We start from the raw sequence: 12,384 nt of genomic DNA, 5'->3' as shown, positions 1-12,384 counted from the left end.
ATGACTCCATGGCGAAGAGTTGTGAGTGGACGCGATGCAGGGCACACACATGGCCGCGGTGGGTCGGCCGGACGGCCGGGGCCGAGGGCACGAGGCCGGTTCGATGAGCGCGCCGTTGTACCAGCTGAAGGCCGAGTTCTTCAAGACGCTCGGGCACCCCGTGCGCATCCGGGTGCTCGAACTGCTCAGTGAACGGGAGCACGCCGTGTCCGAGATGCTGGCCGGGATCGGTGTCGAGCCCGCCCATCTCTCGCAGCAGCTGGCCGTGTTGCGGCGGGCCAATCTCGTCGTCGCGCGCCGGGAGGGTTCGGGCGTCTACTACTCCCTGGCCAACCCTCAGGTGGCGGAGCTCCTGCGGGTCGCGCGCACCATCCTGTCCGGGGTCCTGGCCGGCCAGGCCGAACTGCTGGCCGACCTGCGCGCCACCGGGCCGGACAGGCCACAGGACTGAACGGGTTCCGGCGGCCTCGGACACGGGGGCGGGAAAAGAGCTGCGCGTCGTCCTTCGGTTCGGTAAAGATCCTCCTCAGGCACTAGTCTGAATCCTTTGCCTACCCATTACTCTTGTGGGAAGGCCACGCAGGGTGGCCATGGAGGAGTGAGATGAGGAGCAGCAACCCGGTCTTCTCGCGACGGGGCTTCAGCCGCGACAACGGATACGCGGGCTTCAACGCGGCGCCGCAGGCCGGGGCCCCCGTCACGGGTGCCAACCCGTACGCCCAGGGCACCGCCGCCAACCCGTACGCCACCAACCCCTACGCCCAGCCGGACACCCAGTACGGCGCTCCGCAGGCGCCCGCGCGCTCCGGCGCGATGACGATCGACGACGTCGTCACGCGCACGGCGATCACGCTGGGCACCGTGGTGCTCGGTGCCGTTCTCGCCTGGGCCCTGCTGCCGGTCGATCCGGCCAACCTCGGCAAGTCGTACGGAATCGCGATCGGCGCCGCCCTGGTGGCGTTCGTCCTCTCGCTCATCCAGTCCTTCAAGAGCAAGCCGGTCCCGGCGCTGATCGTGGCGTACGCGGGCTTCGAGGGCGTCTTCCTCGGAGTGATCTCCAGCGCGGTCAGCACGTACATCGGCCCCGGCGTCGTGATGCAGGCGGTGCTGGGCACCATGTGCGTCTTCGCCGGTGTGCTCCTGGCGTACAAGATGCGCTGGATCCGTGTCACCCGCCGCTTCTACGGCTTCGTCATGGCCGCGGCCATGGGCTTCATGCTGCTGATGGTGGTCAACCTGCTGTTCGCCGTCTTCGGCGGCGGTGACGGTCTGGGCTTCCGCTCCGGTGGCCTCGGCATCCTGTTCGGCATCATCGGGGTCGTCCTCGGTGCGTGCTTCCTGGCCCTGGACTTCAAGCAGGTCGAGGACGGCATCGCCTACGGCGCGCCCCGCGAGGAGTCCTGGCTGGCGGCCTTCGGTCTCACCATGACCCTGGTGTGGATCTACCTGGAGCTGCTGCGTCTGCTCTCGATCCTCAGCGGCGACGACTGACGCACGGGACGACCGACGCACGGAGACCCACCGACCCCGTGACGGGTACGGGAACGGCCCGCAGGCACCGCGCCTGCGGGCCGTTCCCGTATGCGCGTCTTGGTTTCCCCGTATCCATGTTGGCAGCCGGGACGGGAGGGCGCGTAGGGTCGCGGGGTGCTCGATACGACTGCGCTGATCACCGCCGTGGACCGATTCGCCGACCGGCTCCGTGCCGCCCCGCAGAGCCGTCTGCAGCGCGGCGCTGCCGCCGAGGGGCTCGCCACGGCCAGGGAACTCGCGTCGAGGGCCCAGCGCGTCGAGGCACCGGACAGGGAGCCGCGGCTCATGCCTGACGCCGGGATCTTCGCCGTCGGTGACCAACTCGCCGTGGCGGGGCACGACCTGGCGGCGGCATTGGAAACGGCCTCGTCGACCGAACTGGGCGAGGCCGTGCGATTCGTTGAGGAGGCGGCCGAGCGGGCGTTCGCGTAGCGCGACGGGTCCGCGTGGCGCGACGGGCCGCAGAGGCGACGGCCTGGGCCGGAAGGCCGGGGCGGAAGGCCGGGGGCGGAGGGCTGCGGCCGGAGGTCGTTGGTCCGGTGGTTCGGTGGTTCGGCGCTCGGTGGTTCGGCGGGGCAGTGGTCCGGTTAGAACGAGGCGATGACGCGATCGGCCAGTATGTAGACGTTCTCCTCGCCGCACGAGAAGGTCAGGGCGTACGCGCCGGAGACACCGGAACCACCCAGCAGCACCGGGCGTTCACCGGCGAGCAGCGACGCGGCCAGGCGCTCGGCCGTCTCCCGGTGACCGGGCGTCATGCAGAGCGTGGTGCCGTCGGCGAAGACGTACACGTCGAGGGTGCCGAGCGGGCCGGGACGCACATCGGCGAGTTCCGTACGGCTGTCGGCGAGCTGTTCGAGGCGGTTCACGGTGCGCTCGTGGTCGGCGACCACCGGGGTCCGCACCGGTACGAAGTCGGGGTGCGAGGGGTGACGGCGGCGGGCCGCGGCCAGCTCGGGGGAGTCCTCGGCGAACTCCGTGGTCTCCGTCACCTCGGCCACCTCCGCGAGTTCGGCCACCTCGGCCAGTTCCGACAGCTCCTCGAACGCCTCGGCGGAGTCGAAGTCCATCGCCTCCAGGCCCGCGAAGTCCGCCTGGCGCGGCATGTACAGCGACGTCTCCTCGCCGACTCCGGACAGCCCACCCAGCAGTGACGGGGCGTCGGCGGCGTCCCGCGCTTCCTGGGAGGCCCAGAAGGCGCGTGCCTCGGCCAGCTCACGCTCCCGTTCCTCGGCGAGCGCCTCGGCGACCGCCGCGCGTATCTGAGGGGGTACCGCGGCGCCGTCGGCGCGGGTCGTGGCCAGCTCGGTACGGAGGGCGGTGATCTGCTTGCGCAGCCCGTGAGCGGCGTACAGAGCAGCGGCGCCCACGGCCGTGGCGGCGGCGGTCGTCAGCAACAGGGCAAGAGACATGGCGCTCACTGACATACTCCCGGTTCCGATGGATTCCCCGACTTCCTACCTCAGCTTGTCCTGTGCCCGCGCCTGGTGTCAGTGCATTACGTCACGAATTGGACAGGTCTTTCGGCCCGGCGTTTAAGGTCACACCGGTGCGACCTGCGAGAATGGCTCTCCCCCGGGACGTAGGTCACATCCTGGGGGAGATTCGGTCACGGCTGGGGCTCGGAAACCGGCCATTCTCGGAGGCCCTGCCGAGACGGGCCCATTCGCACCCGTGTCCGCGCTCCGTTTTCGCCCTTGGTCCGAGTCCCGCTCCAGCTCAGCTCATCCGCTCGTGTCGGTGGTCGCGTTTCGCTTCGCTTGCGCTGCGGGCAGGTGCCGCCTTCGTTCCTCGGGCGGCCCCTACCCTCCGCTCCAGCTCAGCTCATCCGCTCGTGTTGCTGGTCGCGTTTCGCTTCGCTTGTGCTGCGGGCAGGTGCCGCCTTCGTTCCTCGGGCGGCCCCTACCCTCCGCTCCAGCTCAGCTCATCCGCTCGTGTCGGTGGTCGCGTTTCGCTTCGCTTGCGCTGCGGGCAGGTGCCGCCCTCGTTCCTCGGGCGGCCCCTACCCTCCGCTCCAGCTCAGCTCATCCGCTCGATGACCATGGCCATGCCCTGGCCGCCGCCCACGCACATGGTCTCCAGGCCGAACTGCTTGTCGTGGAACCGGAGGCTGTTGATCAGCGTGGTGGTGATCCGGGCGCCGGTCATGCCGAAGGGGTGGCCGACGGCGATGGCGCCGCCGTTGACGTTGACCTTCTCCAGCGGCAGGCCGAGGTCGCGGTAGGACGGGATCACCTGGGCGGCGAACGCCTCGTTGATCTCGGCCAGGTCGATGTCGTCGATCGTCAGCCCGGCCCGCTTCAGCGCCTGCTTGCTCGCCTCCACCGGTCCGTACCCCATGATCTCGGGGGAGAGGGCGGAGACGCCGGTCGAGACGATCCGGGCCAGCGGGGTCAGACCCAGCTCGCGCGCCTTGGTGTCGGACATGATCACGAGCGCGGCGGCGCCGTCGTTGAGCGGGCAGCAGTTCCCCGCCGTGACCAGCCCGTCCGGGCGGAACACCGGCTTCAGGCCCTGCACGCCTTCCATGGTGACGCCCGGCCGCGGACCGTCGTCCTTCGAGACGACCGTGCCGTCGGGGGTGGTGACCGGAGTGATCTCGCGCTCCCAGAAGCCCTTCTCGATGGCTTCCTCGGCGAGGTTCTGCGAGCGGACGCCGAACTCGTCCATGTCCTGGCGGGTGATGCCCTTGAGCCGGGCCAGGTTCTCCGCGGTCTGCCCCATCGCGATGTACGCGTCCGGCACCAGGCCGTCCTCGCGCGGGTCGTGCCAGCCCTCGCCGCCCTGCTCCGCGCGGGCGGCGGTACGGGCCTCGGCGTCGGTGAACAGCGGGTTGTGCGTGTCCGGCAGGCTGTCGGAGTTGCCCTTCGTGAAGCGGGAGACCATCTCGACACCCGCCGAGATGAAGACATCGCCCTCGCCCGCCTTGATGGCGTGCAGCGCCATCCGGCTGGTCTGCAGGGAGGACGAGCAGTAGCGGGTGATCGTGCAGCCGGGGAGGTGGTCCATGCCCAACTGCACGGCGACGATCCGGCCCAGGTTGTTGCCCTGCTCGCCGCCGGGGAGGCCGCAGCCGAGCATCAGGTCGTCGATGTCCTTCGGATCCAGCTCGGGAACCCGGTCCAGCGCGGTCCGGATGATCGTGGCGGTCAGGTCGTCCGCGCGCAGGTCCTTCAGCGAACCCTTGAAGGCCCGGCCGATGGGGGAACGGACGGCAGAGACGATCACGGCTTCGGGCATCACGCGGCTCCATGAGGGCTGGAAGGCGGGTTCGGGCAGGTGCTGACTTGGAAGTTACCTGTACGTAGATGCTGGGTCATCGGGCAGCGCATGTGACGCCGACCTCTTTTCTAAGCGCTCGCTCAGTCCGGGGCCCGGTCGTTCCCGCCGGCCGTCCGGCAGGCTGCCGGGCCGTCCTGTCCGGCAGCCGCCGAGCCCGTCGTACGGCCCCGGCCGGTCGCCGCCCCGAGTCGTACGGTCGCTCGCCGACCCGGGCCGTCCGTCCGGCCGTCGCGCCGTCGCGCCCGGTCGGTCGCCGACTCGCTGGGGCCGGACCGCCCTGCGGCGGGCCGCCGTCAATTGGTACGGAGGTCCCGCGACGACCTTCTCCGTTCCTTCTCCTTTCGCGGCTCCCCGTACGACTCGGCCGCCGCCTCCGCGGGGGCCGCCTTCCGCGGTGCCGTGTCCCCGCCCGTCCTCGGGTGCGGGTGGGGCTCCGTCGCGGCGGGCAGGCGCCGCCGCCTGCGGTGCTTGAGCAGGGCCCATGGCGCCCGGGCCCCGGTGACCTCGGTACCGGCCTCCTTGGCCGCCTGGGAGGCCGCCTTCGCCACCGGCAGCATGTCCTCGCGCCGGTCCGCGTCCAGCCGGTCGGAGTCCGGCCACAGACCCAGCGCCGCGCAGAGCGTCGGCAGCACCGCCATCGCCGCCGTGGCGTACCCCTCCGCCGACGGGTGGTAGTTGTCCGGGCCGAACAGCTCCCGGGGGTTCGCCTCGAATTCCGGCCCCAGCAGGTCGCCCAGCGACACCGTGCGCCCGCCCTGCTCCACCGCGCCGATCGTCTGGGCCGCCGCCAGCTGTCGGCTCGCCCGGCGGGCCAGCCAGCGCAGCGGTTGGTAGACCGGCTCGATCGTGCCGAGATCCGGGCACGTGCCGACCACCACCTCGGCGCCCGCCGTACGCAGTCTGCGCACCGCCGTGGTCAGACAGCGCACCGACTGCGTGGCGGGAATGCGATGCGTCACGTCGTTCGCGCCGATCATGATCACGCAGACGTCGGGCACGGCGCACGGATCGGCCAGCAGCGACGAGACCTGCCGCTCCAGATCGTCCGAGCGGGCGCCCGGCTGCGCCACGTTGCGCAGGTCCACGGGCCGCTCGGACACCGCCGCGAGCCCCGAGGCGAGCAGCGCCCCCGGTGTCTGGCCGGCCCGGCGCACCCCCTGCCCGGCGGCCGTGGAGTCGCCCAGCAACCCCAGCCGCAGCGGTTCGGCGGGACCGGCGAACGCCACCCCGTACCGCCCGTCCGCGCTCGGCGGAACCGGTGCGGTGCCGCCGCCCACGTGCCGTTTCGCCAGCTGGACCTCCGCCAGCAGGACGCCTACCGCCGCCGCGCCCAGCAGCCCGACGCTGCCGCCGCCGTAGGCCGCGCCCGCCGCGATCCGCCGTGCCACTCGTGCTCTCGACACAGTCCGGTCCACCTCTCGTCGCCGTACCGCCGTACGTACATCTCATTGCCCCGCGGCGGCCGTCGCTCAATCACTCCGTCCGTTCTCCCGCCCGTTCTCCCACCTGTGCGCATACGCTTGCCGCACCCCATACGGAGACCCCGGAGCAGACGGTGCAATTCCACGATTCGATGATCAGTCTTGTAGGCAATACCCCGCTGGTGAGGCTGCGCAGCGTCACAGCCGGCATCCAGGCGACGGTTCTGGCCAAGGTCGAGTACTTCAACCCCGGCGGTTCGGTCAAGGACCGCATCGCCCTGCGCATGATCGAGGCGGCCGAGGAGAGCGGCGAGCTGCGGCCCGGCGGCACGATCGTCGAGCCGACGAGCGGCAACACGGGTGTCGGCCTGGCGATCGTCGCCCAGCAGAAGGGGTACAAGTGCATCTTCGTCTGCCCGGACAAGGTGTCCACGGACAAGATCAATGTACTGCGCGCCTACGGTGCCGAGGTGGTCGTCTGCCCCACGGCCGTCGACCCCGAACACCCTGACTCGTACTACAACGTCTCCGACCGGCTGGTCCGCGAGACGCCGGGGGCCTGGAAGCCCGACCAGTACTCCAACCCGAACAATCCGCGCTCGCACTACGAGACGACCGGTCCGGAGCTGTGGCAGCAGACGGACGGGAAGATCACCCACTTCGTCGCGGGTGTCGGCACCGGCGGCACGATCAGCGGCACCGGCCGCTACCTGAAGGAGGTCAGCGACGGCGCGGTCAAGGTCATCGGCGCGGACCCCGAGGGCTCGGTCTACTCCGGCGGCTCCGGGCGCCCGTACCTCGTCGAGGGCGTCGGCGAGGACTTCTGGCCGACCGCCTACGACCGGACGGTCACGGACGAGATCGTCGCCGTGTCCGACAAGGACTCCTTCCAGATGACCCGCCGTCTCGCCAAGGAGGAGGGCCTGCTGGTCGGCGGCTCCTGCGGCATGGCGGTCGTCGCGGCCCTGGAGGTCGCCGGGCGGCTGGGCCCGGACGACGTGGTCGTCGTCCTGCTGCCGGACAGCGGACGCGGGTACCTCAGCAAGATCTTCAACGACGAGTGGATGGCCGACTACGGCTTCCTGGAGGACGCGGGCCCGTCGGCCCGGGTCGGGGACGTGCTCGACCACAAGGACGGCCCGGTTCCGGCGCTCGTCCACATGCACCCCGAGGAGACCGTCGGCGAGGCGATCGAGGTGCTGCGCGAGTACGGCGTCTCGCAGATGCCGATCGTGAAGCCGGGCGCGGGCCACCCGGACGTGATGGCCGCCGAGGTCGTCGGTTCGGTGGTGGAACGGGAGTTGCTGAACGCGCTGTTCGCGCAGCGAGCCTCGCTCTCCGACCCGCTGGAGAAGCACATGTCGCCGCCGCTGCCGCAGGTCGGCTCCGGCGAACCGGTCGAGGACCTGATGGCGGTGCTCGGCGGCACGAACGCGGCGGACGCGGCGATCGTGCTGGTCGAGGGCAAGCCCAAGGGAGTGGTCAGCCGGCAGGACCTGCTGGCGTTCCTGGCCAAGGACGCGGCGGGCGGCAAGGCGTAGCACTCCGGGCCCGCCGGGCACGGCTTCGCGAACGCGCCCGTGCGGGCTTCGCGAAAACGGTACGAGCGCGACACGTGCGCGCAGCACCGGCTTAACACGGGTCCGACACAGTGAGGGGTGTCGGCGGGGAAACCGGCCGACACCCGATACGGCGACACGGACTACGGAGCGGCTCCCGGACCTCCGCCGTCGCCCGGACGCGGTGACCGGCCCCGACCCGGACCGTGTTCCTCGCGGGGACCGTCGCCGTCCCGCCCCCCGGGCTCCGGGGGTGCGGCGGTCCCCGCGACACTGCCGGTGCCTCGTGCCTCGTGCCTCGTGCCTGGTGCTTCCTTCTTCCGTTGCCCCCTCCGGGCCCGTCCGGTCCCGTGCTTCCGTAGCCCCTCCGGGCCCGTCCGGTCCCGCGGTGGGCTCATTCGTCCCAGTCGGACTTCGAGTGGCCGGAACGACGCCGGAACCAGGGCCAGTCGCGGGCCGCGTGCACGGCGTTGACGCCGATGATGCCGAGCCAGGCGATGATCAGGCCCTCGGTGTGCGAGGCCGCGGCGGCGATCGCCGACAGAGGAATGGCCAGGATCAGCGAGATGATCCCGAAGCCGTAGCGCTCCCCGAAACCGCCCAGGGGCTGCGGCTGGCGCGCCCCTCTGGCGACGCTCACCTGCTGCTCGGCGAGATGACGCCGTACGCGCCGGTCCAGGGTGGTGTCGAGCCGCTGCTCCACCTTCTCCAGGAAGGACTCGACGAGCGCGGACTCGTAATCCGAACCCAGCTCGTTACGGGCGTGCAGGGCGGCATCGAGTTCGGTCTTGAGCTCCGGGTCTCGGGTTTCCATGACTCTCACGGTACGAACCGGCGGCTTTGCGGGCAGTGGGGCTATCCCCCCTGTTTTCCTCCGGCCGTTCCACCGCTGTTTTCCTCCGGCCGTTCCACCGCGCGTACTGGCCCCGGGCGACGCCCGGCATCCACTTGGAGCACCGGCCGGAACGGGACCGGTCGTAGAAGCCGGACGCGACGGCTACGAGGCGCGGCGCCATCCTGTCCCACCGCAGCTGTCGGCGTCCCGTCCGGGCCCTGCTGCATATGGACATGCAGGCGCCTTGCTGGCTGAATGGTTTTGTCGGCGCCGGACCGTGGTGCGACGGAACTACCGAGAGGACAGCATGAGCGGGAGCAACCCGGCCGCGCGGTTGCAGCAGCTCTTCGAAGGGCGTCGGCTCACCCCCACCCAGCGGCGGATCGCGCACTGGATGGTGCGCAGAGCCGGGGACGTCCCGTTCCTGTCGAGCGTGGAGCTGGCCGAGCTCGCCGGGGTCAGTCAGCCGTCCGTCACCCGGTTCGCGGTGGCGCTCGGTTTCGACGGCTATCCGGCGCTCCGCAAGCACCTGCGGGAGGTCGCCCCCGCCGGACCCGGTCCGGGCGGCGGTGACGACACGTACAACGAGTACCAGCAGGCCGTCCTGGGCGAGATCGAGAACCTCCGGCACCTGGCCGATCTGCTCGCCGACCCCGCGCCCGTCGAACGCGCGGGCAGGATGCTGGCGGCCTCCCGGCCGCTGCCGGTGCTCGGACTGCGGGCCGCCTCCTCGCAGGCGCGGGGGTTCGGTTACTTCGCGGCCAAGGTCCACCCCGACGTCCGGGTGCTCGACGAGGGCGGCAGCATGCTGCACGACCGGATCGACGCGGCACGCCGGGCGGGCGCCACGGCCCTGATCTGTTTCGCGCTGCCCCGGCACCCGAAGGAGGTCGTCGACGCGCTCGGCTACGCGCGGGAACAGGGACTGGCCGTCGTCTCGGTCGCGGACTCCGCCTTCGCGCCCGTCGCGAAGTTCAGCGATCTGCTGATCCCGGCGGCCGTCGGCACCGGGCTCGCCTTCGACACCGCGTGCGCGCCCATGCTGCTGGGCCGGGTGCTGCTGGAGGCCATGTGCGACGACCTGCCCGATGCGCAGGCACGGCTGGAGGAGTTCGACGCGCGGGCGGTGGCGCGGGGGCTCTTCGTCGAGTGACGTTCCGGCCGTCCCGACGCGGTGCGCACCGGGCGCCGGACGATCGCGTGATGTTCGTACTGCTGACGCCCCCGTCGGCCGTGCCGGTTTCTCAGACCCCCTTCATCCGCGGCCACTAGCCTGCGGGCCCGGAGGCCAGAAGGAGCCGCGAGCGAGAGGGGTACGACGTGGGGCGCGGAGCGCGGTCGTTGGCGAGAGTGGCCGTGGTCGTACGGGCCGGGGCGGCGCCGCTGTGGTGGCCGGGGCTGGTCGCCGCGGCCGTCGGCGCCCTGGTGCCCGGGGTCACCGGGCGGCGGATCGGGCTGCTGGCCGGAGCGGCGCTGTTCCTGATCACGGCGGCCGCAGTGGCGCTCGTACGCGGTCGGCGCTACGCGGAACTGGCCGGGCGTGCCACCCGGGCCGGGCGGTCCGACTTCCTCCAGGACCGGGCCGTGACCGTGCGCGACTGGCGGCGTCGGCACCGGTGGTGGCTGCTCGGGGCGTTCCTGGCGGCGGTGGCGAGCGCGTTCCTGCTGCCCGGGGCAGGTGGGCTGGTGCTCGCCGGGGCGGGTGCCGGGCTCTGGATCAAGGCCCTCCGGATCGGCCGGCGCGAGCACCGCGACGACGTCCTGTACTGGGTCAGGACCGACCGGGTGGCGCGCGGGCGGCCCGCGGGCAGGCAGGTGGAGGAGTACCGGACGACCGGGCCGATGGCGGGCGACGCCGGGCCCGGCGGGGCGCGGCGGCGCCGCTGAGGCAGCGCGCCGCACGGGGCGGGAGCGCCGGGCTGTCTCGCCGGGCCGCGCCGACCGGGCCCACGCGGGACTGTTGACTACGAGTATTCAGAACATCAGGATGTGAATAGGAGGCTTACAAGTCACGAGGAGGCGTCGCCATGTCAGGACCCCGACCGGTACGGGCACCGCGCGGTACGGAACTGAGTGCCCTGGGATGGCAGCAGGAGGCCGCCCTCCGGATGCTCCAGAACAACCTGGACCCCGAGGTCGCCGAGCACCCCGACAAGCTCGTCGTCTACGGCGGCACCGGCAAGGCGGCCCGCGACTGGCGCTCGTTCGACGCGATGGTGCGCACGCTGCGGACGCTCAAGCAGGACGAGACGATGCTCGTCCAGTCCGGACGCCCGGTCGGCGTCATGCAGACGCACGAGTGGGCGCCGCGCGTGCTGATCGCCAACTCCAACCTGGTGGGTGACTGGGCGAACTGGGAGGAGTTCCGCCGGCTGGAGGCCCTCGGGCTCACCATGTACGGCCAGATGACCGCCGGATCGTGGATCTACATCGGCACCCAGGGCATTCTCCAGGGCACCTACGAGACGTTCGCCGCCGTCGCCGCGAAGAAGTTCGGCGGAACGCTCGCGGGCACCATCACGCTCACCGCGGGGCTCGGCGGCATGGGCGGCGCCCAGCCGCTCGCCGTGACCATGAACGACGGCGTCGCGCTCTGCGTCGACTGCGATCCGCGCGCCATCGAGCGCCGGATCGAGCACCGCTACCTGGACGTGCGCGCCGACTCCCTCGAACACGCGCTCCAGCTGGCCGTCGAGGCACGCGACGCCCGCAGGCCGCTGTCCATCGGGCTGCTGGGCAACGCGGCGGAGCTGCTGCCGCGCATGCTGGCCGAGGGCGCGCCGATCGACATCGTCACCGACCAGACCAGCGCGCACGACCCGCTCTCGTACCTGCCGACCGGGGTCGACTTCGACGACATGGCCTCGTACGCGGCCAAGGACCCGGCGGGTTTCACCACCCGCGCCCGGGAGTCGATGGCCCGGCACGTCGAGGCGATGGTCGGGTTCATGGACGCCGGGGCCGAGGTCTTCGACTACGGCAACTCGATCCGCGGCGAGGCGCGACTCGCGGGCTACGAGCGGGCGTTCGCGTTCCCCGGCTTCGTACCGGCCTACATCCGGCCGCTGTTCTGCGAGGGCAAGGGCCCGTTCCGCTGGGCCGCGCTGTCCGGCGAGGCGTCCGACATCCAGAAGACCGACAGGGCGATCCTCGACCTCTTCCCGGAGAACGAGTCGCTGCGCCGCTGGATCACGATGGCCGGTGAACGCGTCCACTTCCAGGGACTGCCCGCCCGGATCTGCTGGCTCGGCTACGGCGAGCGCGACCGGGCCGGCGAGCGGTTCAACGACATGGTCGCCTCCGGTGAACTGGCCGCCCCGCTGGCGATCGGCCGCGACCACCTCGACTGCGGCTCGGTGGCCTCCCCGTACCGCGAGACCGAGGCCATGCTCGACGGCTCCGACGCGATCGCCGACTGGCCGCTGCTGAACGCCATGGTCAACGTGGCGTCCGGCGCGTCCTGGGTCTCCCTCCACCACGGCGGCGGTGTCGGCATGGGCCGCTCCATCCACGCCGGGCAGGTGACCGTCGCCGACGGCACCCCGCTGGCGGGCGAGAAGATCCGCCGGGTCCTCACCAACGACCCGGGCATGGGCGTCATCCGGCACGTCGACGCCGGGTACGACATCGCGGAGTCCGTCGCCGCCGAGAAGGGCGTGCGCGTGCCGATGACGGAGGGCGACCAGTGAACCGGCCCCCAGGCGCCGAAGCCGGTACGGGAACGGGAGACGCGGGCACGGGCGCAGGTACGGGT

The 12,384-nt window shown here is 71.6% G+C and carries 11 protein-coding genes; 7 read left to right on the top strand and 4 right to left on the bottom strand.

What is annotated here, in order from left to right; genetic code table 11:
- Positions 1–103: 103 nt before the first annotated feature.
- From AB0E67_RS26815 to AB0E67_RS26805, 3 genes are all read left to right on the top strand, one after another.
- The gene (locus tag AB0E67_RS26815) at positions 104–451 is read left to right on the top strand and encodes a metalloregulator ArsR/SmtB family transcription factor (RefSeq protein ID WP_362031267.1); all 348 of its coding nucleotides are present in this window, start codon (positions 104–106) and stop codon (positions 449–451) included.
- Positions 452–603: 152 nt separating this feature from the next.
- Positions 604–1,491 (top strand): Bax inhibitor-1/YccA family protein, encoded by an 888-nt coding sequence (locus AB0E67_RS26810; RefSeq protein WP_362031265.1) that lies wholly within the window; start codon positions 604–606, stop codon positions 1,489–1,491.
- A 156-nt stretch (positions 1,492–1,647) separates the two neighbouring features.
- Complete coding sequence (locus AB0E67_RS26805) at positions 1,648–1,965, top strand: hypothetical protein (protein ID WP_362031263.1); 318 nt, start codon at positions 1,648–1,650, stop codon at positions 1,963–1,965.
- Positions 1,966–2,120: 155 nt separating this feature from the next.
- On the opposite strand, the gene AB0E67_RS26800 is transcribed toward AB0E67_RS26805, so the two are convergent.
- The 3 genes from AB0E67_RS26800 to AB0E67_RS26790 all read right to left on the bottom strand — a co-directional run bounded on the left by AB0E67_RS26800 (position 2,121) and on the right by AB0E67_RS26790 (position 6,203).
- Positions 2,121–2,960: a hypothetical protein gene (locus AB0E67_RS26800; protein WP_362031261.1), complete on the bottom strand. Its 840-nt coding sequence runs from the start codon at positions 2,958–2,960 to the stop codon at positions 2,121–2,123.
- 592 nt (positions 2,961–3,552) lie between these two features.
- Positions 3,553–4,773 carry an acetyl-CoA C-acetyltransferase gene (locus AB0E67_RS26795; protein WP_362031259.1) on the bottom strand — a complete coding sequence of 407 codons (1,221 nt, stop codon included), beginning with the start codon at positions 4,771–4,773 and terminating at the stop codon, positions 3,553–3,555.
- 335 nt (positions 4,774–5,108) lie between these two features.
- A complete protein-coding gene (locus tag AB0E67_RS26790) occupies positions 5,109–6,203 on the bottom strand; it encodes an SGNH/GDSL hydrolase family protein (RefSeq protein ID WP_362031342.1) in 1,095 nt (364 codons plus the stop codon).
- 167 nt (positions 6,204–6,370) lie between these two features.
- Between AB0E67_RS26790 and AB0E67_RS26785 the strand changes: the two genes are divergently transcribed.
- On the top strand, positions 6,371–7,777 hold the full coding sequence (locus AB0E67_RS26785) for a cystathionine beta-synthase (protein ID WP_362031257.1): 1,407 nt from the start codon (positions 6,371–6,373) through the stop codon (positions 7,775–7,777).
- Positions 7,778–8,189: 412 nt separating this feature from the next.
- On the opposite strand, the gene AB0E67_RS26780 is transcribed toward AB0E67_RS26785, so the two are convergent.
- Complete coding sequence (locus AB0E67_RS26780; protein ID WP_362031255.1) at positions 8,190–8,609, bottom strand: hypothetical protein; 420 nt, start codon at positions 8,607–8,609, stop codon at positions 8,190–8,192.
- A gap of 328 nt (positions 8,610–8,937) precedes the next feature.
- Here AB0E67_RS26780 and AB0E67_RS26775 point away from each other — a divergent pair, with 328 nt between their 5' ends.
- The 3 genes from AB0E67_RS26775 to hutU all read left to right on the top strand — a co-directional run bounded on the left by AB0E67_RS26775 (position 8,938) and on the right by hutU (position 12,319).
- Positions 8,938–9,783 (top strand): MurR/RpiR family transcriptional regulator, encoded by an 846-nt coding sequence (locus AB0E67_RS26775; protein WP_073792104.1) that lies wholly within the window; start codon positions 8,938–8,940, stop codon positions 9,781–9,783.
- A 197-nt stretch (positions 9,784–9,980) separates the two neighbouring features.
- A complete protein-coding gene (locus AB0E67_RS26770) occupies positions 9,981–10,517 on the top strand; it encodes a hypothetical protein (protein ID WP_362031340.1) in 537 nt (178 codons plus the stop codon).
- A 140-nt stretch (positions 10,518–10,657) separates the two neighbouring features.
- A complete protein-coding gene (gene hutU, locus AB0E67_RS26765; RefSeq protein WP_362031253.1) occupies positions 10,658–12,319 on the top strand; it encodes a urocanate hydratase in 1,662 nt (553 codons plus the stop codon).
- The last annotated feature ends 65 nt before the right edge of the window (positions 12,320–12,384 follow it).

Source organism: Streptomyces sp. NPDC032161 (assembly GCF_040636995.1).
Lineage (GTDB): Bacteria > Actinomycetota > Actinomycetes > Streptomycetales > Streptomycetaceae > Streptomyces.
This window is presented reverse-complemented; position numbering and strand designations above follow the sequence as displayed.

Coding starts and splice junctions, on each gene's coding strand:
- AB0E67_RS26810 (WP_362031265.1), top strand. CDS start 604: ATGAGGAGCAGCAACCCGGTCTTCTCGCGACGGGGCTTCAGCCGCGAC.
- AB0E67_RS26780 (WP_362031255.1), bottom strand. CDS start 8,609: ATGGAAACCCGAGACCCGGAGCTCAAGACCGAACTCGATGCCGCCCTG.
- AB0E67_RS26775 (WP_073792104.1), top strand. CDS start 8,938: ATGAGCGGGAGCAACCCGGCCGCGCGGTTGCAGCAGCTCTTCGAAGGG.
- AB0E67_RS26815 (WP_362031267.1), top strand. CDS start 104: ATGAGCGCGCCGTTGTACCAGCTGAAGGCCGAGTTCTTCAAGACGCTC.
- AB0E67_RS26800 (WP_362031261.1), bottom strand. CDS start 2,960: ATGTCAGTGAGCGCCATGTCTCTTGCCCTGTTGCTGACGACCGCCGCC.
- hutU (WP_362031253.1), top strand. CDS start 10,658: ATGTCAGGACCCCGACCGGTACGGGCACCGCGCGGTACGGAACTGAGT.
- AB0E67_RS26795 (WP_362031259.1), bottom strand. CDS start 4,773: ATGCCCGAAGCCGTGATCGTCTCTGCCGTCCGTTCCCCCATCGGCCGG.